Source organism: Halorussus litoreus (assembly GCF_003382685.1).
Classification (GTDB): domain Archaea; phylum Halobacteriota; class Halobacteria; order Halobacteriales; family Haladaptataceae; genus Halorussus; species Halorussus litoreus.
Genome location: NZ_QLVG01000033.1, coordinates 23,966 through 47,944 on the forward strand (window position 1 = coordinate 23,966; position 23,979 = coordinate 47,944).

Below are 23,979 nucleotides of genomic sequence, written 5' to 3' on the forward strand. Positions count from 1 at the left end.
TCGGTCCGCCCCGATTTCGATCCTCTCGAATCATGCTGACCGGCCGTCGAGCCGTTTCTCTCTCAGCGGAGTACCGGAAAGGATACGGGTCGAGACCCCGAGGCTTCGACCATGAGAGCCAGCGATCTGATGACGACGGACGTCGAGACGGTCCACCCCGACGACGAGGTAAGCGAAGTCCTGACGCGACTCGCACGCACGGACTTCAACGGCTTCCCGGTCGTCGAACCGGTCGAAGCGGAGTCCGGCGACGAGTCGGACGACCGGCGCGGCGGCCGAGTCGTCGGCATCGTCACCCAGCGCGACCTCGTGAACCTGTTCCAGCCGAGCGACCGCACTCTCTGGATTCCGGTCGGCTTTCCGCCGTTCCTCGAGACGCTGGAGTACGCCATCGACCTCTCGTGGGATGCCCTCGACACCGAACTTGACCTGCTCAAGCACGCAGGCAAGCCGGTCAGCACGGTCATGACCGAGGACGTGGTGACGATCCGCCCGGACGAGGAGTTCGACCGGATCCTCGACGTGCTGGCCGACGACGAGCGCGACATCAACCGGCTGCCGGTCGTCGACGACGACGGCCGACTCCTCGGTATCGTCGCCCGACAGGACGTTCTTCGGGCCGTTCGGGACGAGCGGCGGGCAGCCCAGACCGGAGCCTGACCCCACCGCTCGAATCTGAGTTCCCCACTCCGGGTCGTCGCTATCCGGAGTACCGGCAAGCTTCGGCCCGCTCCGAAACGTTGAGGCGTGAGTGGCGTCGAGTGCTATCGTGAGTAGATACCGGAACGCCGCGCTGTTCGTCGCGCTGGCCGCCGTGTGGGGGTCCGCGTTCATGGCCATCAAGGCGGGGCTCGATTACTTCCCGCCCGTGCTGTTCGCCGCGATTCGGTACGACATCGCGGGCGTGCTGATGCTCGGCTACGCCGCCTACGCCGTCGACCGGTGGCGGCCTCGCGGCCGGGGCGAGTGGACGCTGGTCCTCGTCGGCGGCGCGCTCATGATCGCGGGCTACCACGCGTTCCTGTTCGTCGGCCAGCAGTACGCCACGAGCGCGGTCGCCGCGGTCGTGGTCAGCCTCAGCCCCGTCCTCACGACCGGGTTCGCCAGAGCGCTGCTGCCGAGCGAGCGACTGACGACCACCGGACTGGCGGGGCTGTTCCTCGGACTGGTCGGCGTGGTCGTACTCAGCAACCCCGACCCGAACAACCTGCTCGCGACCGAGGTGGTCGGCAAGGCGCTGGTGTTCGCCGCCGCGGCCTCGTTTGCGCTCGGGAGCGTGCTCACCCGGCGCATCGACGCCGAGCTCCCCATCGAGACGATGGAGGCGTGGTCGATGCTCCTCGGCGCGGTCCTGATGCACGCGGCCAGCGTCGCTCGGCCGACCGAGTCGCTGGCGGCCGTGGAGTGGACGCCGGAGGCCATCTGGGCGCTCGCGTACCTCGCCATCGCAGCGAGCGCGCTGGGTTTCCTCGTCTACTTCGACCTGCTGGACCGGCTCGGCCCAATCGAGATCAACCTCGTCTCCTACGTCGCGCCCGTGTTCGCCGCGCTCTCGGGCTGGTGGTTCCTCGAAGAGGGAATCACTCTCCCGACGGTCGCAGGCTTCGTGATAATCTTCGCGGGCTTCTGTCTGGTCAAACACGAGGCGCTGGCCCGCGAACTCCCCCGCCTCCGGACCGCGGGCAGTCGCCGGTGAGCCGCCCCAGGCCCGAAGCCGGCGATGGCTCACCGGCGACTGCCGTTCCAGAAAGACTTTGACGCCCGGCCAGACACCACGGTTCAATGACCGAACGCCGAACCGAGTTCGCCCGCCCGACGCCCGAACGCAGCGGGGCCGAGCCCGCTCGGTCTCGACTCGCGACGGCGCTGTTCGCCGTCGGGCTGGCGGTCGTCGCCGCGAACAGCGCGCTCTACTTCTTCGGCGTCGCGTCGCTGTCTCATCCCGCACTCTCCGTGCTGGGGCTGGGGCTGCTCGTTCCGAAGTACCGTCGAGAGCGGTGGGCGACGGGGGCACGACCGGCGCGCGAGCGACAGACGAACACCAGCGTTCGTCAGTCGCTCGCGCGCCGGTCGCTTGCTCGGCTGTCGTTCGCAGGGCGGTCGCTTGCTCGACTGTCGCTCGCGCGCCGGTCGCTTGTTCGACTGTCGTTCGCAGTGCGGTCGCTTGCTCGGCGGTCCCTCGCGCGCCGGTTGCTGGCTCGCCTGTCGGCCCGCGACGGCGGCGGGACCTGCGCGTCGCTGGACGCGGAGCCGTCCGGCAGGAGACACCGGTCGGCCTTGCGGTTGACGTGGGCGTACTCCTCGGGGGCGTTCGCGAGCGCGTGAGCCGGGTTCTGGTCGCTGTCGAGCACCGCGGCCCGGAGTTCGTCGAACCCGCACACCCGCGAACGGATGCCCCGCCAGTGGTTCCTGCCCGCGGTCGGCACCGTCAGCTTCCGCGGGGGCGACCGATCCGCCCGGCGGGTCGCCAGCGCGGCGCTGTTGACGTTCGCCGCGAGGTCGTCGTGGTCGACGAGGACGCCCACCCGCGCCCCGTCCGGAGCGCGGGCCGCGAGTACGTCGAGGCCGAGGTGGAGCGCCCGGTACTCCGCGACGTTGTTGTCGGTCACCGAGTGGTCCGGGAGCGCGAGACGCGCCACTCGGGTTCCGTCGCGGGTCTCGATGATGACGCCCAGTCCGCCGTCGTCGCTGTCGAGGCTGTAGGAGCCGTCTGTGGCGACGTAGAAGTCCCGATGGTGCGTTCGCGGCGGGTGGGCGATGTGGGGCGTGGGCGATTCGTCGAACAGTGCCCGGAGTTGGGAGGGACGGCCGTGAACGGCCATGATTTCGGATTCGGTTCCGGGCAACTTAAACCTACGGCCCGGAACCGCCTGACGGGCGAACGAACGCCGAAACCGGTGGATACCACATATCACCACAGCATATTTATGGGGTAGTAAGTGTTGTACACCGTATGGCGCACGACGAAGACACGTCCAGACGACGATTCCTCAAGGCTGCAGGTACCGCTGCGGCTGCGGCTTCGCTCGCCGGCTGTACCGGCGGCGAGGACCAGGAGACCACGACCGACGAGGAGACCACCGAAGCCGGTGGCATGGACACGGAGACCGAGGCCGAAGAGACCACCGAGGAGGGTGGCGACGGCTCCGGCGAGTTCGAGGTCACCATCACGCAGGGCCAGATGCCCTCCGGTCTCGATCCCCACGACCACCGCGAGACGCCCACCGACAACGTGATGCTCCACGCCTACGAAGGCGTGCTCTCGCGCGACCGCGAGGGCAGCGTCGTCAACGCGCTGGCCACCGAGTACGAGCGCGTCGAGGACGGACTGGTCCGGTTCACCCTCCGCGAGGACGTCACCTTCCACAGCGGCGACGACCTCACGCCCGAGGACGTCGCGTACAGCATCAATCGCATCGTCGACCCCGAGGTCGACTTCGAGAGCCCGCAGAACGACCAGCTCGCGGGCGTTACCGGCGCGGAGGCCGGCGACGGTAACACCGTGGAAGTGTCCTCGGACGGGTTCAACCCGACCGTCTTCTCGTCGTTCGCGACCTACGGCGACGTGGTCCAGCAGTCCTGGATGGAAGAGCGGAGCAGAGACGAGATCAACCAGGACATGAACGGCACCGGGCCGTTCCAGCTCGCAAACTACTCGCAGGACGAACAGGTCGTCTTCGAGCGCTACGACGACTACTGGGACGGTCCCGCCGACGTGTCCCAGCTCACGTTCCGCGCGGGCTCCGAGTCCAGCACGCGGGTCAACGCGCTACTCAACGGCGAGACCGACGTCATCGTCAACGTCCCGCCGCAGGACGCCGGGCGGGTACAGAGCGAGGGCTCGACTCGACTCTCGGCAGTCCCGAGTACGCGGGTGTTGTTCTCCGCGATGCGCTACGACGTCGAGCCGTTCAGTAACCAGCAGTTCCGGCAGGCGATGAACTACGCGGTCGACCTGGAGGGCATCATCGAGAACGTGCTCCAGACGTTCGGCGACCCCACGGGCCAGCCCACGCTCGAGGGATTCTTCGGTCACAACCCCGACGTCGAGCCGTACCCCCACGACCCGGACCAAGCCGAGTCGCTCGTCGAGGAGAGCGGTCACGCGGGCGTGGAGATCACGCTCGACGGCCCGTCGGGCCGGTACCTCCGGGACGTCGAGATCGCCCAGGCGGTCGCCGACCAGATCGACAGCCTGTCGAACGTCTCCTGCTCGTACAACCAGCGGGAGTTCGCGTCGCTGGCCGGCGAGGTCACGGACGGCGACATCACCACGAGTCCGCCGTTCTACCTGCTGGGCTGGGGCGAGGCCACCTTCGAGGGCGTGCTCACAATCGGCGCGCTGATGACCAGCGACGGCGCGCTCACCTCGTTCTCCAACGACCGGATCGACGAACTCCACGAGCAATCGATGAGCCAGTCCGGTGACGAGCGCGAAGCCACCATCCAGGAACTCAACCAGGTCGTCCACGATCAGGCACCGTGGGTGTTCCTCAACCGCCAGTACAGCGTCTACGGCGTCAACGAGCGGGTCGCGTGGGACGCCCGGACCGACGAGCGCATCGACGCCTACGCGATGAGCCCGGCCGACCAGTAACACCACCACGGCGGCAGACACGTCCGGACACTACGCCTTTTTTATACCTGCGTTTCACAGTGAGTGACAAGCATGTCGATGGGGCGGTTTCTACTCAGGCGGCTCCTGCAGGGTGTGTTCGTGATCTGGGGCGTCGTGACCGTGGTGTTCCTGCTCCGGTTCGTCACGCCGGGCGACCCCATCACGTTCATCGCACCGCTGGACGCACCGCCGGAGGTTCGGCAGAACATCGCCCGTGAACTCGGGCTCAACAAGCCGCTGTACGTCCAGTACGGCGAGTACCTGTTCAACCTCGTACAGGGCGACATGGGCTACTCGTACATCAACAGCACCCCGGCGAGACAGCGAATCTTCAACCGGCTGCCCGCGACGCTCGAACTCGCCGTCGCGGCGAGCATCGTTGCGGTCGTCATCTCGATCCCGCTGGGCGTCATCAGCGCGACCCGGCGACACGAACCCGCCGACTACGCCGCGACGACGTTCTCACTGGTGGGCATCTCGACGCCGAACTTCTGGCTCGGCATCATGCTGGTGCTCGTGCTCGCGGTCGGGCTCGGGCTGTTCCCGACGAGTCGGCGAGCCATCGGCTTCCTGCCCGCGATAGAGATGCTGCTCACGGATCTAGATCCCGGCGGTCTGGTGACGTGGCTGTGGCACATCACGCTCCCGGCCATCACGCTCGGAACGTACTTCACCGCGCTCATCACCCGGCTCACCCGGAGCGGGATGCTCGACGAACTCGGCAAGACGTACGTTCGGGCCTCGCGCGCCAAGGGCCTGCCCGAGACGCTGGTCCGGTACAAGCACGTGCTCCGGAACACGCTCATCCCGGTCATCACGGTGCTGGGCCTCCAACTGGGGACGCTTATCGGCGGCGCGGTCATCACCGAGGCCGTGTTCAACTGGCCCGGGCTCGGCACGCTGGTCATCAACGCCATCAACGACCGCGACTGGGTGCTGATACAGGGGTCGCTGGTGGTCATCGGTGCCGGATTCGTGATAGTCAACATCGCGGTCGACGCCATGTACGCGTACATCAACCCGCAGGTGAGAAGCGAATGATCTCGGAACTGCTCTCCAAACTGTTCGGAGGGGTCTGGGAGACGGTCCGGGGAGGCGTCTCCCCACGGACAGCGCGCAACCTCCGCAAGGAGTTTCGGAACAGTCTGCTGGCCAAACTCGGCGTCGTACTGGTCGTCGCGGCCATCCTCGTCGCGGCGTTCGCGCCCGTGCTCGCGCCCCACGACCCGACGACCCAGAACCTCGACGGGTCGAGCCTCCCGCCGCTGGGCTTCAGCAAGGAGACGACCCAGACCTCTTCGGAGATGGTCAACGGGAGCATCGAGGTGGTCAACGAGACCGTCTACGTCGAGGCCGATCCGAACCACCCGCTGGGAACCGACTCGCTCGGCCGGGACATGCTCTCGCGGGCCATCTACGGCGCGCGAACCTCGCTGATGGTCGGCTTCCTCGGGACCGCCATCGCCGCGCTCGTGGGCGTGACCGTCGGGTTGGCCGCGGGCTACTACGGCGGCCGGGTCGACGACGCGCTGATGCGCAGCGCCGACGTGATGCTCGCGTTCCCGTCGCTCGTGCTGGCGGTCGCGCTGGTCGGGCTGTTCGGCAAGGTGTCGATCCCCGTGCCCGACCCGCTCGTGGCGCTCGGCGTCGAGTCGGGGATGCCCGACTCGTTCGTCCTCCCGGGAACGGTCATCCTCGTGGTCGGGCTGGTCAACTGGGTGTGGTTCGCCCGTGTCGCCCGGGGCGAGGCGCTGTCCATCCAGAGCGAGGAGTACGTGAAGGCCGCGCGCTCGGTGGGGGCCAGCGACGGGTTCATCATCCGCAAACACGTGCTGCCCAACAGCGTGACCCCGATCCTCGTGCTGGCGACCATCCAGATCGCGGCCATCATCCTGCTGGAGTCCTCGCTGTCGTTCCTCGGCTTCTCGGGGACCACCCTCTCGTGGGGCTTCGACATCGCGCAGGGCCGGGACTACCTCGCGACGTCGTGGTGGATCTCGACCATCCCCGGCATCGCCATCGTGCTGACGGTCATCGGCATCAACCTCGTGGGTGACTGGCTCAGGGACGCCCTCGACCCCGGTATCGAAGGCGAGGGAGGTGGTCCGTAATGTCCGGAGACGAGACCTCCCACGCCCGCGACGCCAGTCCAGCTATCAGCGATGCCGACGAGGACGCCCGCAACCTGCTCCGGGTTCGGGACCTTTCGACCCGCTTCTTCACCGAGGAGGGGCAGGTCAACGCGGTCGAGTCGGTCGACTTCGACGTGCGCGACGGCGAGGTGTTCGGCATCGTCGGCGAGTCCGGGTCGGGCAAGAGCGTGACCGCGCTGTCGATCGGCGACCTCGTGGAGTCGCCCGGCCGGGTCACCAGCGGCGAGGTGTGGTACCGCAACGCCGACCTCGCCGAGGAGATCGACGACCCCGAAGCGGTCGACGGTGACTTCGTGGACGTGCGACAGGTTCCCGAGAACGTCCGGCGGTCGCTCCGCGGGCCGTCGTTCAGCATGATCTTCCAGGACCCGATGAGCAGCCTCAACCCGTCGCTGACGGTGGGCGAGCAGATCGCCGAGGCGGTCGAGGTCCAGCGCCGGGCTCGCGCGAACCCGCGCTCGACCCGCTCACGCACGCAGGGGTACGGGCTGGCCGACATGCTCGCCAGTACCGTCCTGCCGTCCCGCAGCTACGTGTCCGAGGAGAGCCGCGAGCGCGCCATCGAACTGCTCGAACAGGTCGGCATCCCCGACCCCGCCGACCGCGCCGACGAGTACCCCCACCAGTTCTCGGGCGGCATGCTCCAGCGGGCGATGATCGCGCAGGCGCTGGCCGGCGAGCCGGACCTGCTCATCGCCGACGAGCCGACCACCGCGCTCGACGTGACCATCCAGGCTCAGATCCTCGACCTGCTCCGGGACCTGCAGGACGAGACCGGCATGAGCATCGTGATGATCACCCACAACCTCGGCGTCATCGCTCGGATGTGCGACCGGGTGGGCGTGATGTACGCGGGCGAGATCGTCGAGCGCGGCCAGTTGGCCGACGTGTTCGACGATCCGGTGCATCCGTACACTCAGGGGCTGCTCGGCTCGATCCCGGACCTGGACGAGCCTGCGTCCCGGCTCCAGCCCATCGAGGGCAACGTGCCGGACCTGTACGACCACGAGATGGGCGACCGGTGTTACTTCGCCGACCGGTGTCCGTACGCGATGGAGGAGTGTCTGAGTCATCCGCCGGAGTTCGACACGGAGACGGGGAAGCCCGTCGACCCCAAGACCGACCCCGGTGAGCACGGCGCGCGCTGCGTCCTCGCGAACCACGAGTTCCGCCCGGAGGATGCGCTGCCCGAGGAGTACTTCGCGGTCGAATCGGAGGACTCCTCCGGGTCGGATCGCGAGGCCGCCGAGACAGAGGAGGTGAACACCGATGACTGACCCGCTCGTTCGCGTCGAGGACCTCCAGAAGTACTACTTCGAGCAGGACAGCCTCGTCGACCGGCTGCTCGGCAAGGAGCCCGAGAGCGTCCAGGCCGTCGACGGCGTGAGCTTCGACGTGCGCGAGGGCGAGACGCTCGGCCTCGTCGGCGAGTCGGGCTGCGGGAAGTCCACGACCGGCGAGACGCTGTTGCGGCTGCGCGAGCCCACCGACGGCGCGGTGTACTTCGACGGCGAGAACGTCTTCGAGAGCGCCGACCTGGACGAGTTCCGCAAGCGCGCGCAAGTGGTGTTCCAGGACCCGTTCTCCAGCCTCGACCCGCGGATGACCGCCGGCCAGATCATCCGGGAACCCCTCGACGTTCACGGCATCGGCACGAAGGCCGAGCGCCGCGAGCGCGTCGAGGAACTGCTCGAACGCGTGGGGCTGTCGGCCGGGCAGGTCGACCGCTATCCCCACGAGTTCTCCGGCGGGCAGCGCCAGCGCGTGGGCATCGCCCGGGCACTCGCGCTCGAACCGGACTTCATCGTCTGCGACGAGCCGGTGTCGGCGCTCGACGTGTCCGTCCAAGCGCAGATCCTCAACCTGCTCGAAGACCTCCAGGAGGAGTTCGGACTGACGTACCTGTTCATCGCCCACGACCTGAGCGTGGTCCGGCACATCTCCGACCGCGTCGCGGTGATGTATCTCGGCGAAGTGGTCGAGATCGGCCCCGCGGACGAGATCTTCGAGAACCCCGGCCATCCGTACACCGAGGCGCTGCTCGAGAGCGTCCCCCGCGCCGACACCAGCGAACAGGGCCGGGAGGTCGATCCGCTGGCGGGCGACGTTCCCTCGCCGCGGAGTCCACCCTCGGGCTGTCGGTTCCACACCCGGTGTCCGTACGCCCGCGAAGCGTGCAAGCGGGAGTCGCCCGGCGATTACGACGTGGCGGGACGCGCGGACCATCAGGCGGCCTGCTTCCGCCGGGTGGAGGACCACGACTACTGGGACAGTCCGCCGCTCGGCGAGGACGAGCAGGTGGCCGAGGGGACCGCCGACGACTGAGGGTCGTTCTCGGGAACCGTCAGAGAAGCGTCCTCTGATCCTGTTTCTCTGGAAGAAGACTCTCTGCGGTCGGTTCTCGATAGCTTTGCCGCGACATCTCACGACGGTGGGCATCAGCCTTTTGTTCGTCACCGGCATTTCGGAACTACGGGACTGCACCCGGTGCCGTGGTGCGGGGCGGTCGTCCGGCGGTGGCTCCTCGCCGGCGAGGAGCCACCGCCGGGCGACCCGCGAAGACGATTTGCGTTGCGCCGACGACCGGCGCGAACCCCACCGGGACGTTCCAAACCTACACATGAGTCAGGACGACCGAGGGGAGTCGAGTTCCCCACGACGCGTCTCCGAGCGGGAAGTACCGTCACTCGACGACGTCGGTCGGCAGGGAGTCCTGTCGCTCGACGACAGCGAGTCGCTCGACGCCGTCTTCCGCGCGCTCGCCGACTACCGCCGACGCTGCGTCTGTCACTACCTCGTCCGGAGCGAGGAACCGCTCGGGGTGGCCGACCTCGCGGAACGGGTGGCCGCCTCCACGAGCGGAACCTCCCGCGCGGTGCTCACCGACGCGGCGGTCGAGAAGTCGCGGGCCGAACTCGTCCGGATGCACCTGCCGCGGTTGGCGGACGCCGGTATCGTCGAGTACGACCGCGAGGCGGGACGGGTGGAACTCGCGGAGTCGCCGGGCGTGCGAGCGTGTCTGCGCGCGGCGTCGACCGTCGACTTGGAATAGTGGTTGGCTCTTCCGTGCTGGTTCGCGAGTTCGTAGATTCGACGTGTTGTTTTCTGGTGAGAAGATGAGTAAAGCTAGCTACTGCCGAGGCATCCGAGAGACCGCACAGCACAGCACCGCACAGCGCCGCACCGCGACCGCGGGCCTCGTACCTCCCCAGCCTCGGCGGCCGCGTCTGCACTCGGTCCCCTCGCGCAGACGCGGCCGCCTCCCTCGCGCGCGTTGCTCGCGCGCGCCGACGATTGAGTAGGATCACCGAGCGCTCGTATTCCGAGTTACCGGTACGCCGAAGGATAACTCCGAACGGAAAATCGCCCGCGTTCGCTACTCGTTCTGCTGGGCGTCCACCACGGCCACGCCCGCGAGGTTCACGATGTCCTTGACCTCGTCGCCGCGCTGAATGACGTGGACCGGCTTGCCCATGCCGACCAGCATCGGACCGATGGCTTCCGCGCCGCCGAGCCGCTGGAGGAGCTTGTAGCCGATGTTGCCGGCCTCCAGATTCGGGAACACGAGCACGTTCGCGGGCTCTTCCAGGTCCGAGAACTCGTAGGTGCCGTTGAGGATGTCCTCGACGACCGCGGTGTCGGCCTGCATCTCGCCGTCGACCGGGAAGTCCACGTCCGGATCCTCGCGCAGCTGTCGGGCCGCGTGGCGGGGCTTGCGCGTGCCCTCGTTGTCCACGCTCCCGAAGTTCGAGTACGACAGCATCGCCGCGCGCGGGTCGACGTTGAACCGGCGGGCGAGGTCGGCGGTGTGGCGGGTGATCTCGGCCAGCACGTCCTCGTCGGGGTCCTGGTTGACCGTCGCGTCGGCGATGAACACCACGCGGTTCTTGAACGTGAGCATGTACACTCCGGCGGCGTACTCGGCGTCGTCGGCCGTGCCGACGACCTGGAGCGGCGGGCGGAGCGCCGAGGGGTAGTGGTGGGTCAGCCCGGTCAGCATCGCGTCGGCGTCGCCCTGCTCGACCATCACGCTGGCGAAGTAGTTGGTGTCTTTCTCGACGAGCTCCGTGGCCTCGCTCTCGGTGATGCCCTTGCGCTGTCGGAGTTCGTACAGCCGGTCGGCGTACGCCCCGTGGTCGCCGTCGGCGGGGTCGACGATCTCGGGGTCGAAGCCGAGCCCGAGCGACGCGGTGACCGTCTCGATCTCGTCGCGGTCGCCCACGAGGACGGGGTTGGCGATGCCCTCCTCCTGCATCTGGTAGGCCGCCCGGATCATCTTCTCGTCGTCGCCCTCCGCCAAGGCGACGCGCTTGGGGTCGGACTTGGCCTTGTTGAGCACCACGCGCATCATCTCGCGGGACTTGCCGAGTCGCGCTTCGAGCGTCTCGACGTACTCGTCGGTGTCGAGTTCGCTCCGGGCGACTCCCGACTCCATCGCGGCGTCCGCGACCGCGGGCGCGACCTGGAAGAGGACGCGCGGGTCGAGCGGCTTGGGGATGATGTACTCGGACCCGAACTGGAGCGGCTGGTCGCCGTACGCCTTCACGACCGCGTCGGGTACGTCCTGCTTGGCCAGATCCGCCAGCGCCTCGGCCGCCGCGATCTTCATCTCCTCGTTGATCTCGGTCGCGCGCACGTCGAGCGCGCCCCGGAAGATGAAGGGGAACCCGAGCACGTTGTTCACCATGTTGGGGTAGTCCGAGCGCCCGGTCGCCATGATGACCGTGTCGTCGCGCGCTTCCTTCGCAGCCTCGTAGCCGATTTCGGGGTCGGGGTTCGCCATCGCGAAGATGACCGGGTCGTCGGCCATCGACTGCACCATCTCCGGCGAGACGATGTCGGCGACCGACAGGCCGACGAACACGTCCGCGCCCGCCATCGCGTCAGCGAGGTCGCCCTCCGGCACGTCGCGGGCGAACTCGGCCTTGAACTCGTTGACCTCGCCCTGGTCGGCCCGGCTCTGGGTGATGATGCCCGACGAGTCACACATCAGGATGTTCTCCTTGCGCGCGCCTAGCGAGACGTAGAATCTCGCGGTGGCGATGGCCGACGCCCCCGCGCCCGAGAAGACGATGTTCAGGTCCTCGATGTCCTTGCCGTTGATCTCGGTCGCGTTGAGCAGTGCCGCCCCGGAGATGATGGCGGTGCCGTGCTGGTCGTCGTGGAACACCGGCACGTCCATCTCCTCGCGGAGCGTCGTCTCGACCTCGAAGCACTCGGGCGCTTTGATGTCCTCGAGATTGATGCCGCCGAAGGTGGGCTCCATCGCCTTCACGGTCCGGATGATGTCCTGCGGGTCGGCCTGATCGAGCTCGATGTCGAACACGTCGATGTCGGCGAACCGCTTGAACAGCACGCCTTTGCCCTCCATCACGGGTTTGGAGGCCTGCGCGCCGATGTTCCCGAGGCCGAGCACCGCCGACCCGTTCGAGACGACCCCGACGAGGTTGCCTTTCGCGGTGTACTGGTAGGCGTCGTCGGGGTTCTCGTCGATCTCGAGGCAGGCCGCGGCCACGCCCGGCGAGTACGCGAGGCTCAGGTCTCGCTGGGTGTTGGTCGGCTTCGTGGTCGAGATTTCGATCTTGCCGGGCGGCTCCTGGCGGTGATATTCGAGTGCGTCTTCGTCGAGTCCCATGGCCTGAAGAATCGCACCCGCCACTAAAAAACTATCCGAACCCGTCGAAATTCAGTTCGACAGACGACGAACCCATCACGCAGAACGCCGGAAGTTACTGTCCCCCCTTATCCGTCTGCGCCCAGCACCAGCACGTCGGGCCGTTCCACGGTCACGTCGAACCCTTGACCCTCGACCGCGGTCGTCGGCCACCGACCGGTGGCGGTCAGCACCTCGAACTCGTCCTCATCGTCGCCGCCCTCGCCGCCGCCCCTACCGCCCTCGCCACCGACCAGCACTGTGTCCTCGCTCTTCGCGCCCTGCACGGTCGGGTTCCACGCGTAGGCCATCGGCGCGGTGACGGTGTCCTCGGCGTCCGGCGCGGCGAACCACTCCCGACCCGCGAACCCGGCCGCGCCGCCCTGATGGTGGCGCTGCCACTCGTCTGGATAACCGACGGCCTCGTAGGCGTCCTGTATCGCCGCGAAGACGCCGCCGGCGGTTCCGCCCGGCCCGGCATCGCCGGTAGGCTCGTCCCTTCCACCCACTCCTCCGCGCTCGCCGCGTCGTGGCGCTCGCGGAGTTCGGCGAGTTCGGCGTCGTCTATCGCCGACTCGAACGCCACCGTCCGGGTCGCGCTGGCGTGGAGGCCGCCGCGCTGGGCCGTCACCGACACCAGCGCGTACGCGCCGAGTTCGGCGTCGGTCGGGGTGTAGTGGCGGTGTTTCCGGGCGCGCTCGGCTCCGCCGACGAGCGCGACGGGCGACTCGATATTCCGTGCGAACAGCGCGACCCGGAGCGCCGAGGCGACCTCGGACTCGGTGTCGCCGGGCTGGAGCTCCCGGCAGACGGCCTCGACTGCCGCGGCGGTCTGCCGGCCGAGTTCTCGATAGCGCGCCACGTCCTCGTCGGTCAAGGGGTGGCGGAGCGGCGAGGCGTCGACCGACTCGAACCCCGGCACGTCGAAGTCCGCCGCGGCGGGGTCGGGGCTCCGATCCGCCACGGCCTCGGCCAGCGACCGCTCGTACCAGTCGAACGCGATGACGGGAATCTCGCCGCTCACTTCTTCCTCGCGGAGGCGCTCGGCCTCGACGTTGCTCGTCACGACTTCCAACTCCTCGCCGTCGTAGCCCACCGCGGCCACGCCGACGTCGCTCTCGCGGTCCACGACGTTGTTCGCGCCGGTCAGCCACGCGACGGAGTTCGGGCGGGCGAACCACACCGCGGCGAGGTCGCGGTCGTCGAGGAGGGCGTCGAGGCGCTCGCGCTTGGTCATGTCCTATCCGTGGCAGCGGAGAGCCTTCAAGAAGGCGACTTCGGTGATTCTTCGTCCGTTCCCAGTTTCCGGAAACGGTCGAACAGACCTAAGTACGACCGGCCGAAACCTCCAGCAAGGGAGTTCAAACCGTGCAACTACGCATCCACCGACTCGCGTCGACGGAAGTCCCGGTGCCGGGAGTCGTTCGGTCGGGAGTCACGCCATCGGGAGGTGAGCCCTGATGGTCCGGTTCCGCCACCTCGCGGCCGTCACGACCGGCCTCACGTTCTCGCTCATCCTGCTGGGCGTGTACACCGCCGCGATGGGCGCGGGGCTGTCGTGTTCGGCCCAGTGGCCCTTCTGCGACGGCGGCCTGCTGCCACAGACGTTCCCGAGCTTCGTCGAGTGGTTCCACCGCCTGATCGCGATGATAACCGGCTTCTTCATCATCGGAACGACGGTCGGCGCGTGGAAGTACACCGCCCAGAAGCGCATCCGAGGCGCGGCGACCCTCGCGCTGGCGGTCACGCCGCTCCAGATGGTGCTCGGCGGCGCGACGGTGTTCGTCTACACGCCGGTCGTGCAGGTCGCCCACCACGCGGCCGCGATGATCATCTTCGGATCGCTGCTCGCGACGACGCTGTGGTCGTACGAGACCGCGCGGGCACCCGACGCCAGCCCCGCCGACGCGGCCAGCGGCGTTCCGAGCGACGACTGAGCGGTCATTCGGGCGACGGCTGCGTGGCCCGACCAGCCGAGCGCCGAGCGCCCCCGGTTTTAGACGCGAAATCGCCGGAAATACGGCCTTTCACGCCCGAAACCCGAGCTTTCGGACCAACGATTATGTGGTGTCGCGTAGATACGTCGGTGGGGGAAACAAGATGGACATCGACAGGCGGTCGTTCGTCAGGGGGAGTGCGGGACTCGCGGGCGCGGTCGCGCTCGGGGGGCTCGCCGGAGCGCAGGACGACGGACAGGGCGATCAGGGAGTCATCCGCATCGGCTCGGACATCCCGTACAACCCGTTCGAGTACCGGACGGAGGACGGGACGCTGGTCGGCTTCGACGTGGACATCGCGGAGGCCGTCTTCGCCGGGCAGATGGACAGGGAGTACGAGTTCGTCCAGACCGGGTTCGACACCATCATCCCGAGCCTGAACAACGGCAACTTCCGCATCATCATGTCCGCGATGACGATCAACGACCAGCGCGCCGAGCAGGTCGACTTCTCGGAGCCGTACTTCGTGGCGTTCCAGACGGTCGCGATACTGGAGGGCAGCGACATCCAGAGTGTCGACGACCTACAGGGTCAGACCGTCGCGGTCCAGAAGGGCACGACCGGCGAGGCCGCAGCCCAAGAGCTACAGGAGCAGTTCGACGGCGATCTGAACATCGACAGCTACGACCAGATTCCGGGCGCGTTCAACGCGCTGCTCAACAATCAGGCGGTCGCGGTCGTCAACGACAACGCGGTCAACCTCCAGTACACCGAGGACAGCGACAACATCGTCATGCTGGAGGGCGAGGGGCAGGCGGCCGAGGAGTTCGAGAGCGCGCCGCCCTACCTCACGCTCACGGTCGAGCGCTACGGCATCGCGTTCCGGCAGGACGACGACGAGTTTCGCCAGCAGGTCAACGAGGCGCTGGCCGCGGTCATCGAGAGCGGGCGGTACGCCGAGATATACAGCGAGTACTTCCCGGGCGACCCACCTCAGAGCATCCTGAGCCGGGTAGAGGGGACCACGACCGCTGGCGAGGAGACGACCGGGACCGGAGAAACGAATCAAACCGCCAGCGACGAGACGACGACGAACGGCGGGTAATCCGCGATGGGAGAGACGTACGCCGAGGAGCGGAGTGGCGAAGCCGTCAGCGACGAGGGGCTGCTGACCGACGAGCGCGTCAAGTTGGTCGGCCTCGCGGTGTCGCTCGCGTTCACCGCGGTCATCGTCGGCTTCATCGCGCTCGTGCTGCTGGAGTACGTGAACTACGACCTGCTGATTTCGGTGGCACCGCGGTTCGTGGTTGCGTTCGCTCGCGTGCTCGCGGTCGTGCTCGTCTCCAGCGTATTCGCGGTCACGCTCGGCGTCTTGGTGGGTCTCGGGCGCGTGTCCCGAACCGGCGTCACCCACTCCATCGCCACCGCGTACGTCCAGTTCTTCCGGGGAACGCCGCTGCTGTTTCAGCTGTTCATCATCTACCTCGGCATCCCGTCGCTGTGGCCGCCCGGCGGGTTCCCCATCTCGAGGGGCTGGGAACTCGCACCGCCGGTGCTCGTGGTCGACTGGACGTTCATCACCGCGGTCGTCGCGCTCACGCTGAACCACGCGGCGTACGTCGGCGAGGCGGTCAAGGGCGGCATCAACGCGGTGCCGAGCGGCCAGATGGAGGCCGCGCGGTCGCTCGGGATGTCGTACGTCGATTCGATGCGCGAGATCATCCTCCCGCAGGCGTGGCGCAACGCGCTGGCGGCCATCGGCAACGATCAGGTCATCCTCGTGAAGGACACCTCGCTGCTGACCGTCATCGCCTTCCCGGAGATCATCACCGTGTTCCGTGAGATCAACTCGAACCAGTTCGACGCGTGGACGCCGATCGTGCTCGTCGCGGTGACGTATCTCGCCATCACGCTCCCGCTGATGCGGCTGGTGCAGTACCTCGAAAACCGGGCCGAGTGGGGGACCGGCGGATGATGGTGAGCGCGTGGCGTCCGCGGATAGCTGCGAACGACTGGAGGTGTTGCGGATGACGGCGAACGATCAGGAGGATCGGCAGGTGAGCGCGGATGGATTCGACCTTCCGGAGGTCGAGTTCGAGAAGGTGAACAAGTACTTCGGCGAGAACCACGTCCTGAGAGACGTCGACCTCGCGGTTCAGGACCGAGAGGTGGTCGTGATCGTCGGCCCGAGCGGGAGCGGGAAGTCGACGCTGCTCCGATGCGTGAATCGGTTGGAGGAGATCCAGAGCGGCGAGGTCCGCATCGGGGGCGAAGCCATCTCGGCCCCCGACGTGGACGTGAATCGGCTCCGCCAGCGCGTGGGGATGGTGTTCCAGCACTTCAACCTCTTCCCGCACAAGACCGCGCTGGAGAACGTCACGCTCGCGCCGGTGCAGGTCCGAGGGCTCTCGAAGAGCGAGGCCCGCGAGCGGGGCCTCGACCTGCTGGAGGAGGTCGGCCTCGGCGAGCAGGCCGATTCGTTCCCGGCGGAGCTGTCGGGCGGCCAGAAACAGCGGGTCGCCATCGCCCGCGCGCTGGCGATGGAGCCCGACGTGATGCTGTTCGACGAGGTGACCTCGGCCCTCGACCCCGAACTCGTCGGCGAGGTGCTGGCGGTCATGCGCGGGCTCGCCGAGGAGGGGATGACGATGCTCGTGGTGACTCACGAAATGGGGTTCGCCCGGGAGGTGGGCGACCGCATCGTGCTGATGTCAGAGGGCGAGATAGTCGAGACGGGCCCACCGGTCGACTTCTTCGACAACCCGAAGACGGACCGCGCCAGACAGTTCCTCGAACGGGTTCACTGACTGGAACGGAATCGACGGCCCGTCAGCCCGCTATTACGGACGCGTCGTCGACCGGTTCGAGTCGTCGACCTCGACCCCGACCGGGACCTCGGACAGCGCGCTCTCGTTCGTCAGCGTCTCGTTGACGACCTCTTGGCCGATCTCGTCCTCGAACTGGTAGAGGCCGCGAGCGCGCTCGGAGAGGTTCCGGGCGCGAGTGACGTTGAGGCCGTGGCGCTCGCGCACCACGAAGGGCAGCGACTCGGCCGCCCGGACGGTCCGGTTGGCGCGGAGTTCGACCGCGTGGGCCCGGACGACGAACGCCGACAGCGACGTGCGGTACTCGCCCGCCGAGATGGTGCCGTTCGCCCACGCGCCGGTGACGTTCGCCCGCACCGCGGCGAGCAGGTCGACGTACTGCTCGATGGTGTCGGCTTCCTCGGCGAGTACCTCGGCGCGCTCGCCCGGCGACGTGGCGTTGTCGAGCCGGTCCGAGAGCGTCCGGTTCCAGAGCTCGGTCCCGACAGAGGCACCCTGCGCGCCCACCGCGCCCGCGAGCTGCTGGCCCGGCTGGACGACGGTGGTGTTGTTCTCGGTGCTGTCGTCGCCGGGCCACGCCGGCGGGACGGTCTGATCCGCGAGCGGGACCGCAGACCCGCTGGCTATGTCAACAGCTACCGAACTGTCCGCCGGAACTCCCGGATCGTCGGCCGCCGCGACTCCCGCCGCGCCGACCAGCGCGAGCCCCGCGAACAGGACGAGGAAGGTGGCTTTCATCGGCCGTTACCACGCCTCCCACCGACAACAACCCGCCGTTACTGAACCCGGATTAACCCGGATTTAGCTCGGTTCAGGGCTCCTGTCGTTCCCGAGCCAACGCGAGTACGTTCTCCCTACCCAGCCGGAAGCTCTCGATCTCGCCCTGCTCGCGGAGGCTCCCGACGACCTGACTCGTCTTGGCCTCTGTCCAGCCCAGCTCGTCGACCACGGCCTTCTGCTTGATGCGACCGCCTCGGCGTTCGAGCAGTCGAAGCACGCGCTCCTCGTTGCTCAGCAGGTCCTCGGGCGGCTCGTCTCGCGATTCGTCGGGGTCGCCCGCGCTCCCGTTTCGGTAGATCCCGCCCCCGTCTCGGTAGAGGAACCACCAGCCGCCCGCGACCCCAGCTCCGAGGACCGCGACGACGAGTCCGACAGCGAGCGGTGAGATCGGCAGGTCAAGCGGTCCGGCGGCTGGCGGCGCGATCACGAGCCGGGGCTGATCGGCCGCGAAGTCGGTCGGGCCGGCCCACACCGCGGTCCGGGTGCGGCGCTCGTCGGGCTCGGGCCGGATCGTCTCGGGCTCGTAGCCCTCGGGCCACGACACCAGCAGGCGCGTCTTCTCGTCGAGGAACAGCCCCGAGAGCGCGTCGCCGACCCGGAGCGCGTCGCCGTCGGTCCCGGCGAACCCGACCCACTGGAACGAGTACACCACGACGCCGTAGCGCTGGGGGAACTCCCGGACGCTGGCCTCGACGCCGAACTGCCGGGCGTCCATCTCCCGGCCGGTCGAGCGCTCGGCGCTGTCGACGGTGGCGGTCATCCGGTCGACGAACTGCTGGCTGTACGCCTCCGAGTCGTTCTTCACGTCGGCCCGATAGCTCCGGAACGCCTCGGTCGTCTCCGGGTCGTCGAGCCGCGTTCGGTAGACGATCTCCCACGAGGCGGTGCCGTTCTCGTGGACCGTCACGTCCATCAGAACCGTGTCGGGGGTCACGCCCGGCGGCTGGGACTGGGCCGCGGGACGAGTGGCTGTCCCACTCTCAGCCGCCCCACCGACCGCTGCGCCGCCGACCGCGACCGTGACGCACAGCGTCGCGGCGAGCAGGACGGCGAACTCTCGCGCCCCCATTCGTCGGACACGTGCGACCCGCAGCGAAAAAGGGGTTGCGCCGTTTCACCCGGGGATGCGGCGGTCGGGGCCGTGGAACGACTCGTTTCTCGGGAGTAGGTTGCGATTACTTCCGTTATCTCCGCATTGGGAGTCTGAATCCGGCTTAACTCGGACTCAAACCGCTCTCAGGCCCCCCAATCGGGTTTCAGGGTTTGGGGGCTTGAAGCGGGTGTCCGCCATTGGCTACGGTGGCGAAATCCCATGTCGAAGACCGAACCGCAGACGGCTGACGCGGTGGAGTACGAATCCGAGACACCCCTGCGCGTGCAGGCCGACTGGTCGGGCAGCGAGACGCTCGACTCGGCCATCACCTGCGCCATCTCCAGAGCGACCGGGGACCCGGTGACCGAACTCGCGCCCCTGTACGAGTACATGGACCCCGACGCGCTCCACGTGTTCGTCGCCTCCATGCGCGACCGCGAGACCGAGACCTCGATCACGTTCCAGTACGAGGGCCACGACGTGACCGTCCGAGGAGACGGCGAGATACTGGTGTGGCCCTGCTCGTGATTCCGGTGTGGCCCTGCTCGTAAGTGACAGCCCGCGCGGCCGCTGGCGAGTGACCCACGGGTCGCTCGCCAGCGGCCGCGATGGGCTCGGCAGGTTCCGAAGACCGACGCTCAAGCGAAGTCGGTCAGCCCGGATTGGGCCTCGTCGTCCGAGTCGTCGCTTCCAGCCGACCCGTCACCTCCGTCGCCACCGCCCGAGTCGTCGTCCTCGTCGGGTGCGTCGGACGCCGACGCGTCGGCGTCCGACGCACCCGACGCGTCGCGGACCGCTCCCTCGAACGCGCCGCCGGAGTGCTCGACGGCCGCCTCCTCGCGGAGCTGTTCTGCGTCCTCGACGATACGCTGGACCTTGTTCGTGTCCTCGCCCGACCCCGTGACGAACGAGACGTGCTCGGCGTCGAGATCGTACACCGCGGTCATGGCGACCGTCAGTTCCCGGTTCTTGCAGTGGTGGGTCATCGACGCGAGGAACGGGACGATCTCCCGGCGCGCGGTCGACATGCTCACGCCGTCGGACTCGGCGATCTTCCGAGCCACGTAGTCGCGCTTGTTCCGGCTCGCGCGCGAACTCCCGAGCTTCCGCCAGTAGCTCGGCGGGCCGTACCGGGTCCAGCCGCCCTTCTGGCCGTCGCGGGCCGCCGCGACCCCGGCGGCGACGTTGTCGCCCGCGTAGCGCCAGTACGAGTAGTCCTGGGTTGCCCGCACCCGGCCGAGCCACTTGTCGGCGTTCGAGAGGAACTCGTAGGCGGTCGCCAGTTCCCTCCCTTCGTAGTCCTTCGGCACGTTGTCCTCGACCCAGTTGAGCAGGTCGTCGGGCGTCTCGTCCACGTCGTAGGACTCCTGAAGCGCGCCTTGAGCGTCTTCCTCCTTGAACACCGCGTCGAGGAAGTCGAACACGCCGCTGGTCCGGTCGCGCTCGCCGGTGACCTCCACGTCCGCGGCAGTGAGTCGCTCGCTGGTCTCGGCGATGGCCTGCAGGTCGTTGACCGCCGACCGGAGGTCGCCGTCGTTCTTCTCCGCGATGGCCTGGAGGGCATCCTTCTCGTATTCGATGCCCTCCTGCTTGCAGATGTGCCGGAGCGCGGGCACGATGGAGCGGGCCGACACGTCCCGGAACTCGATCTCCTGGCAGGCGTTCCGGAGCGTGTTCGACATGTCGTAGAACTCGTTGGCGATGAGCACCATCGGCTGCCCGGCGTCCTTGACGACGCCGGTGATGGCTCGCGAGCCGCCCCGGTCGACGTTGCCGTGGAGGTTGTCGGCCTCGTCCATGACGACGAGTCGGCGGCCGATCTCGCCCTGCGCCTGCTGGGTCAGCGTCCCGCTCTTGGCGGCCTCGCCCGCGATCTGGTCGACCACGTCGGCGGTCCGGGTGTCGCTGGCGTTCAACTCGATGGTCGGCCACCCCATGTCGTTGGCGAGCGCGTGGGCCGCGGAGGTCTTGCCGACGCCGGGGCTGCCGTGCAGGATGGCAGCCTCCCGGTGGTCGTCCCACGTCTCGGCCCACTCCTGCAACTGGTCGCGGGCCTTGTTGTTCCCGCGCAGCTCGGAGAGAGTGGTGGGCCGATATTTCTCGGTCCAGTCGGTCATTGGGAACGGGTAGGTGCGAACGGCGTTTAGTGGTTGCGGAGAACCTCGATGCGGTCGATACCTCTGCCGACACGGCTAAGTCCGCCACTCCCCAGACGCCCACCATGAACGTGGCAGTGCTGTCGGTCGGCGACGAACTCCTCGCGGGCGACACCGTGAACACCAACGCCGCGTGGCTGGCCGACCGCATCGACGACCGGGGCGGTCGCGTCCGGCGCATCCTCACGGTGCCCGACGACCGCGAGATGATTGCCGAGACGGTCCGTGAGTGGACCGAGGCGTTCGACGCGGTGCTCGTCACGGGCGGCATCGGCGGAACGCCCGACGACGTGACGATGGAGGCGGTCGCCGACGGCCTCGACCGCGGCCTCGTGGTGGACCCCCACCAGCGCGCCCGCCTCGCGGAGAAGGCCCGCCAGTTCCGCGAGGAGCATCCGGAGATGGCCGAGCAGTACGACATCGACATGGACCTCGACGCCGCGACGTCGCTCCCCGAGGGCGGCCGTCCGTTGACCACCGAGGTCGGATGGGCACCGGGCTGTGCGGTCGGGAACGTCTACGTGCTGCCCGGCGTCCCCGACGAGATGGAGGCGATGTTCGAGACGGTCGCCGACGAGTTCGGCGGCGACGTGGTCTCGGAAGTGGTCTACACACCCGAACCGGAGGGTGCGCTCGTGAGTCGGCTCGACGCCGTGCGCGAGCGATTCGACGCCACGGTCGGGAGCTACCCCGGCGCTGGATCGACGCCGGGGCGGCTGAAGGTCACCGGAACCGATCCCGTCGAAGTCGGGGCCGCCATCGACTGGCTCCGCGAGCGCGTGGAGACGACGGACACCGAAGCGACGAAGGACGAGTGAGTCCAAGCCCGAGCTACGACGACCGAACGCGGCCACGACCGACGACCGAACTCGACCATGACCGACGACCGATTCGACGTTCACGACCACCGCCACGCCCTGAAACTTCGGAAGGACGCGGGCGACACCGAACTCTGGGAGAACCGCGAGAACCTCGACTGTCCGGCCTGCGAGGAACAGTTCGACGAACTGCTGATCTCCGAGCGCAGGGAAAACAGCTTCAATCCGCCCGGCGGCCGGTTCTGCGTTGTTCGGGAAGAAGGGCGGATTCTGGTGTTCACGCACTAGGTTGTTCGTCTGGAGTGGTCGGAGAAATAGTTCGGACTAGGGTTAGGCCGAAAGCCCTCGGCGCGCTCGCGGTCGTCTCCACGGGATATCCGTCGGTCTCCGCACCGACCCGACCGACGGATATCCCGTGGAGACGACCAAGCGATGCGCGAGCGCGCCTCGCCCTTTCATCCGCCAGGACCGCAGATGTAGCACGGAGCGCCACTGGTGGCTGTCTCACCGGGCGCTACTGGCGGCTGTGACACCGGGCGCTACTGGCGGCTGTCTCACCGGCCGAAACTGCCAGTTGATCGCCCCGTCGCGGAATCGCCCAACAGCGTCAGCCTCCAAGCGTTCTCACTCGACGCGTTCGCCCACGCCGCCCGAACCGAACCCGTCGCCGGCGACGACCTCGCCGCCCTTGACCACCGTCCGCGGATCGCCGATGGCGGCCACGTCGTCCAGCGGGTCGTCGTCGAGCACGAGGAAGTCGGCGTGGCTTCCGGATTCGAGCGTGCCGGCGTCGTCGAGGCCGATCACCTCGGCGGACCGGCCGGTCATCGCGACGATGGCGTCCATCGGCTCCATCGCGTACTCGACCATGAAGGAGATCTCCGCGGCGTTCGTTCCGTGGTAGTTGAACGGGGTTCCGGCGTCCGTGCCGCTAGCCACGTCGACGCCCGCCTCGACCGCCAGTCGGAACGATTCGACGTGGCGCTCGTACACGTCGTTGGTCTTCCGGAGGCTCTCGTCGGTCGCGCTGTCGGCGTTGCGGACGATGTGGTGGGGCGCGGAGAGCGTGGGCACGAGCGTCACGTCCTCGGCGACCAGCAGGTCGACGGTCTCCTCGTCGAGGAACGTACCGTGTTCGAGCGTGTCCACGCCCGCTCGGACGGCCGCTCGCGCGCCAGCCGCGCCGTGGGCGTGCGCGGCCGCGTGGACGCCCCGGCGGTGCGCCTCGTCGACGAGGGCGTCCATCTCCGCGTCGGTGAAGGCGGGCGAGTTCGGGTCCGTGCCGGGCGTGGTCACCCCGCCGGTCGCCATGAACTTGACGAACTGCGCGCCCTGCTTGATCTGCTCGCGGACCGCCTTCCGGCACTCGGTCGGCCCGTCGACTTCGCGGCCGAGGTGGTGGCCGTGGCCGCCGGTGATGGTGATCGACCGGCAGTTGGCGACCGTCCGCGGGCCGGGCAGGTTGCCCCGCGCGATGCGGTCGGCCAGCACCACGTCGAGGTCCCGCGCGCCCATCGCGCGGACGCCCGTGACGCCGGATTCGAGGGTCGTCCGGGCGTTCTCGGCCTCCGTTAGCGCGAGTTCGGCGTCGCTCATCGCCGCCACGGACACGACGCTGGCCTCGCCCGACAGCGAGTAGTGGACGTGAGCGTCGACCAGCCCCGGCATCACCGTCTTCCCGTCGAGGTCGTACGCCGGTTCGTCGCCGCGAGGCTCCGCGTCGCCGACTGCCTCGACGCGGCCCGAGTCGGGGTCGACCCGGACCGCGGCGTCCTCGTGGACCGCACCCGTCCCGTCTATCACGCGAGCGTCCCGAATAATCATCTGTGGAAACTTTTCGTTCCGATGGTTTGAATCTCTCGGACGGCGACCCCGCGTTGGTCGACCGCTCGACGTGACGAGTCCCCAGCCACAAGATACTCCCTCCGTCGGTGGAAGTTCCCGCA

General features: G+C 68.2%; 21 protein-coding genes and 2 pseudogenes. 15 read left to right on the plus strand and 8 right to left on the minus strand.

The features are described from left to right. The first annotated feature begins 111 nt into the window (after positions 1-111). The gene (locus DPQ64_RS12025; RefSeq protein WP_115864567.1) at positions 112-660 is read left to right on the plus strand and encodes a CBS domain-containing protein; all 549 of its coding nucleotides are present in this window, start codon (positions 112-114) and stop codon (positions 658-660) included. 109 nt (positions 661-769) lie between these two features. Next, positions 770-1,696, plus strand: coding sequence for a DMT family transporter (locus DPQ64_RS12030; RefSeq protein ID WP_115864568.1), 927 nt, complete (start codon positions 770-772; stop codon positions 1,694-1,696). An 83-nt stretch (positions 1,697-1,779) separates the two neighbouring features. On the opposite strand, the gene DPQ64_RS18825 is transcribed toward DPQ64_RS12030, so the two are convergent. Beyond that, positions 1,780-1,941: a hypothetical protein gene (locus DPQ64_RS18825; protein ID WP_157971685.1), complete on the minus strand. Its 162-nt coding sequence runs from the start codon at positions 1,939-1,941 to the stop codon at positions 1,780-1,782. Positions 1,942-2,186: 245 nt separating this feature from the next. Further along, positions 2,187-2,822, minus strand: a pseudogene (locus DPQ64_RS12035) (reverse transcriptase-like protein); the annotation flags it as partial. A gap of 131 nt (positions 2,823-2,953) precedes the next feature. Here DPQ64_RS12035 and DPQ64_RS12040 point away from each other — a divergent pair. The 6 genes from DPQ64_RS12040 (at position 2,954) to DPQ64_RS12065 (ending at position 9,823) form a co-directional block, all read left to right on the plus strand. After that, the gene (locus tag DPQ64_RS12040; protein WP_115864570.1) at positions 2,954-4,597 is read left to right on the plus strand and encodes an ABC transporter substrate-binding protein; all 1,644 of its coding nucleotides are present in this window, start codon (positions 2,954-2,956) and stop codon (positions 4,595-4,597) included. A 72-nt stretch (positions 4,598-4,669) separates the two neighbouring features. After that, positions 4,670-5,659, plus strand: a complete 990-nt coding sequence (locus DPQ64_RS12045; RefSeq protein WP_115864571.1) for an ABC transporter permease — start codon at positions 4,670-4,672, stop codon at positions 5,657-5,659. Beyond that, complete coding sequence (locus tag DPQ64_RS12050) at positions 5,656-6,729, plus strand: ABC transporter permease (protein WP_115864572.1); 1,074 nt, start codon at positions 5,656-5,658, stop codon at positions 6,727-6,729. The genes DPQ64_RS12045 and DPQ64_RS12050 overlap by 4 nt, the downstream gene beginning before the upstream one ends. Then, on the plus strand, positions 6,729-8,048 hold the full coding sequence (locus DPQ64_RS12055) for an ABC transporter ATP-binding protein (RefSeq protein ID WP_115864573.1): 1,320 nt from the start codon (positions 6,729-6,731) through the stop codon (positions 8,046-8,048). The genes DPQ64_RS12050 and DPQ64_RS12055 overlap by 1 nt, the downstream gene beginning before the upstream one ends. Further along, positions 8,041-9,096 carry an ABC transporter ATP-binding protein gene (locus tag DPQ64_RS12060; protein ID WP_115864574.1) on the plus strand — a complete coding sequence of 352 codons (1,056 nt, stop codon included), beginning with the start codon at positions 8,041-8,043 and terminating at the stop codon, positions 9,094-9,096. The genes DPQ64_RS12055 and DPQ64_RS12060 overlap by 8 nt, the downstream gene beginning before the upstream one ends. A 295-nt stretch (positions 9,097-9,391) precedes the next feature. Continuing rightward, positions 9,392-9,823, plus strand: a complete 432-nt coding sequence (locus tag DPQ64_RS12065) for a DUF7344 domain-containing protein (protein ID WP_115864575.1) — start codon at positions 9,392-9,394, stop codon at positions 9,821-9,823. A 324-nt stretch (positions 9,824-10,147) separates the two neighbouring features. Here DPQ64_RS12065 and DPQ64_RS12070 read toward each other — a convergent pair whose 3' ends face one another. Both DPQ64_RS12070 and DPQ64_RS12075 read right to left on the minus strand, forming a co-directional pair. After that, the gene (locus DPQ64_RS12070) at positions 10,148-12,406 is read right to left on the minus strand and encodes an NADP-dependent malic enzyme (RefSeq protein ID WP_115864576.1); all 2,259 of its coding nucleotides are present in this window, start codon (positions 12,404-12,406) and stop codon (positions 10,148-10,150) included. 107 nt (positions 12,407-12,513) lie between these two features. Then, positions 12,514-13,661 (minus strand): annotated as a pseudogene (locus tag DPQ64_RS12075) (M24 family metallopeptidase). A gap of 223 nt (positions 13,662-13,884) precedes the next feature. On the opposite strand from DPQ64_RS12075, the gene DPQ64_RS12080 reads away from it, so the two are divergent. The 4 genes from DPQ64_RS12080 to DPQ64_RS12095 all read left to right on the plus strand — a co-directional run bounded on the left by DPQ64_RS12080 (position 13,885) and on the right by DPQ64_RS12095 (position 17,168). After that, complete coding sequence (locus tag DPQ64_RS12080) at positions 13,885-14,361, plus strand: COX15/CtaA family protein (RefSeq protein ID WP_115864577.1); 477 nt, start codon at positions 13,885-13,887, stop codon at positions 14,359-14,361. A 169-nt stretch (positions 14,362-14,530) separates the two neighbouring features. Then, positions 14,531-15,466 (plus strand): transporter substrate-binding domain-containing protein, encoded by a 936-nt coding sequence (locus tag DPQ64_RS12085; protein ID WP_368276093.1) that lies wholly within the window; start codon positions 14,531-14,533, stop codon positions 15,464-15,466. A 6-nt stretch (positions 15,467-15,472) separates the two neighbouring features. Next, complete coding sequence (locus tag DPQ64_RS12090) at positions 15,473-16,336, plus strand: amino acid ABC transporter permease (protein ID WP_115864579.1); 864 nt, start codon at positions 15,473-15,475, stop codon at positions 16,334-16,336. Between the two features lie 52 nt (positions 16,337-16,388). Beyond that, the gene (locus tag DPQ64_RS12095; RefSeq protein ID WP_115864580.1) at positions 16,389-17,168 is read left to right on the plus strand and encodes an amino acid ABC transporter ATP-binding protein; all 780 of its coding nucleotides are present in this window, start codon (positions 16,389-16,391) and stop codon (positions 17,166-17,168) included. A 33-nt stretch (positions 17,169-17,201) separates the two neighbouring features. Here the strand turns inward: DPQ64_RS12095 and DPQ64_RS12100 are convergent, their stop codons facing one another. Next, a complete protein-coding gene (locus DPQ64_RS12100; RefSeq protein WP_115864581.1) occupies positions 17,202-17,924 on the minus strand; it encodes a DUF7096 domain-containing protein in 723 nt (240 codons plus the stop codon). Positions 17,925-17,997: 73 nt separating this feature from the next. Then, positions 17,998-19,035 (minus strand): helix-turn-helix transcriptional regulator, encoded by a 1,038-nt coding sequence (locus DPQ64_RS12105; RefSeq protein ID WP_115864582.1) that lies wholly within the window; start codon positions 19,033-19,035, stop codon positions 17,998-18,000. 243 nt (positions 19,036-19,278) lie between these two features. On the opposite strand from DPQ64_RS12105, the gene DPQ64_RS12110 reads away from it, so the two are divergent. Next, the gene (locus DPQ64_RS12110) at positions 19,279-19,587 is read left to right on the plus strand and encodes a HalOD1 output domain-containing protein (RefSeq protein ID WP_157971686.1); all 309 of its coding nucleotides are present in this window, start codon (positions 19,279-19,281) and stop codon (positions 19,585-19,587) included. A gap of 110 nt (positions 19,588-19,697) precedes the next feature. Here DPQ64_RS12110 and DPQ64_RS12115 read toward each other — a convergent pair whose 3' ends face one another. Next, positions 19,698-21,176: a replication factor C large subunit gene (locus DPQ64_RS12115; RefSeq protein WP_115864583.1), complete on the minus strand. Its 1,479-nt coding sequence runs from the start codon at positions 21,174-21,176 to the stop codon at positions 19,698-19,700. A 104-nt stretch (positions 21,177-21,280) separates the two neighbouring features. Here DPQ64_RS12115 and DPQ64_RS12120 point away from each other — a divergent pair, with 104 nt between their 5' ends. Continuing rightward, positions 21,281-22,033: a competence/damage-inducible protein A gene (locus tag DPQ64_RS12120; protein ID WP_115864619.1), complete on the plus strand. Its 753-nt coding sequence runs from the start codon at positions 21,281-21,283 to the stop codon at positions 22,031-22,033. A 57-nt stretch (positions 22,034-22,090) separates the two neighbouring features. Continuing rightward, positions 22,091-22,321 (plus strand): DUF7385 family protein, encoded by a 231-nt coding sequence (locus DPQ64_RS12125; protein WP_115864584.1) that lies wholly within the window; start codon positions 22,091-22,093, stop codon positions 22,319-22,321. 336 nt (positions 22,322-22,657) lie between these two features. Here the strand turns inward: DPQ64_RS12125 and DPQ64_RS12130 are convergent, their stop codons facing one another. After that, complete coding sequence (locus DPQ64_RS12130) at positions 22,658-23,857, minus strand: metal-dependent hydrolase family protein (protein ID WP_115864585.1); 1,200 nt, start codon at positions 23,855-23,857, stop codon at positions 22,658-22,660. Between the last annotated feature and the right edge of the window lie 122 nt (positions 23,858-23,979).

Excerpts from the sequence above, each read along its gene's own strand:
- DPQ64_RS12125 (WP_115864584.1), top strand. The coding sequence starts at position 22,091 with ATGACCGACGACCGATTCGACGTTCACGACCACCGCCACGCCCTGAAA.
- DPQ64_RS18825 (WP_157971685.1), bottom strand. The coding sequence starts at position 1,941 with ATGAGACAGCGACGCGACGCCGAAGAAGTAGAGCGCGCTGTTCGCGGC.
- DPQ64_RS12045 (WP_115864571.1), top strand. The coding sequence starts at position 4,670 with ATGTCGATGGGGCGGTTTCTACTCAGGCGGCTCCTGCAGGGTGTGTTC.
- DPQ64_RS12090 (WP_115864579.1), top strand. The coding sequence starts at position 15,473 with ATGGGAGAGACGTACGCCGAGGAGCGGAGTGGCGAAGCCGTCAGCGAC.
- DPQ64_RS12120 (WP_115864619.1), top strand. The coding sequence starts at position 21,281 with ATGAACGTGGCAGTGCTGTCGGTCGGCGACGAACTCCTCGCGGGCGAC.
- DPQ64_RS12080 (WP_115864577.1), top strand. The coding sequence starts at position 13,885 with ATGGTCCGGTTCCGCCACCTCGCGGCCGTCACGACCGGCCTCACGTTC.
- DPQ64_RS12105 (WP_115864582.1), bottom strand. The coding sequence starts at position 19,035 with ATGGGGGCGCGAGAGTTCGCCGTCCTGCTCGCCGCGACGCTGTGCGTC.
- DPQ64_RS12100 (WP_115864581.1), bottom strand. The coding sequence starts at position 17,924 with ATGAAAGCCACCTTCCTCGTCCTGTTCGCGGGGCTCGCGCTGGTCGGC.
- DPQ64_RS12130 (WP_115864585.1), bottom strand. The coding sequence starts at position 23,857 with ATGATTATTCGGGACGCTCGCGTGATAGACGGGACGGGTGCGGTCCAC.
- DPQ64_RS12025 (WP_115864567.1), top strand. The coding sequence starts at position 112 with ATGAGAGCCAGCGATCTGATGACGACGGACGTCGAGACGGTCCACCCC.
- DPQ64_RS12070 (WP_115864576.1), bottom strand. The coding sequence starts at position 12,406 with ATGGGACTCGACGAAGACGCACTCGAATATCACCGCCAGGAGCCGCCC.
- DPQ64_RS12055 (WP_115864573.1), top strand. The coding sequence starts at position 6,729 with ATGTCCGGAGACGAGACCTCCCACGCCCGCGACGCCAGTCCAGCTATC.
- DPQ64_RS12040 (WP_115864570.1), top strand. The coding sequence starts at position 2,954 with ATGGCGCACGACGAAGACACGTCCAGACGACGATTCCTCAAGGCTGCA.
- DPQ64_RS12050 (WP_115864572.1), top strand. The coding sequence starts at position 5,656 with ATGATCTCGGAACTGCTCTCCAAACTGTTCGGAGGGGTCTGGGAGACG.
- DPQ64_RS12115 (WP_115864583.1), bottom strand. The coding sequence starts at position 21,176 with ATGACCGACTGGACCGAGAAATATCGGCCCACCACTCTCTCCGAGCTG.
- DPQ64_RS12065 (WP_115864575.1), top strand. The coding sequence starts at position 9,392 with ATGAGTCAGGACGACCGAGGGGAGTCGAGTTCCCCACGACGCGTCTCC.
- DPQ64_RS12095 (WP_115864580.1), top strand. The coding sequence starts at position 16,389 with ATGACGGCGAACGATCAGGAGGATCGGCAGGTGAGCGCGGATGGATTC.
- DPQ64_RS12110 (WP_157971686.1), top strand. The coding sequence starts at position 19,279 with ATGTCGAAGACCGAACCGCAGACGGCTGACGCGGTGGAGTACGAATCC.
- DPQ64_RS12060 (WP_115864574.1), top strand. The coding sequence starts at position 8,041 with ATGACTGACCCGCTCGTTCGCGTCGAGGACCTCCAGAAGTACTACTTC.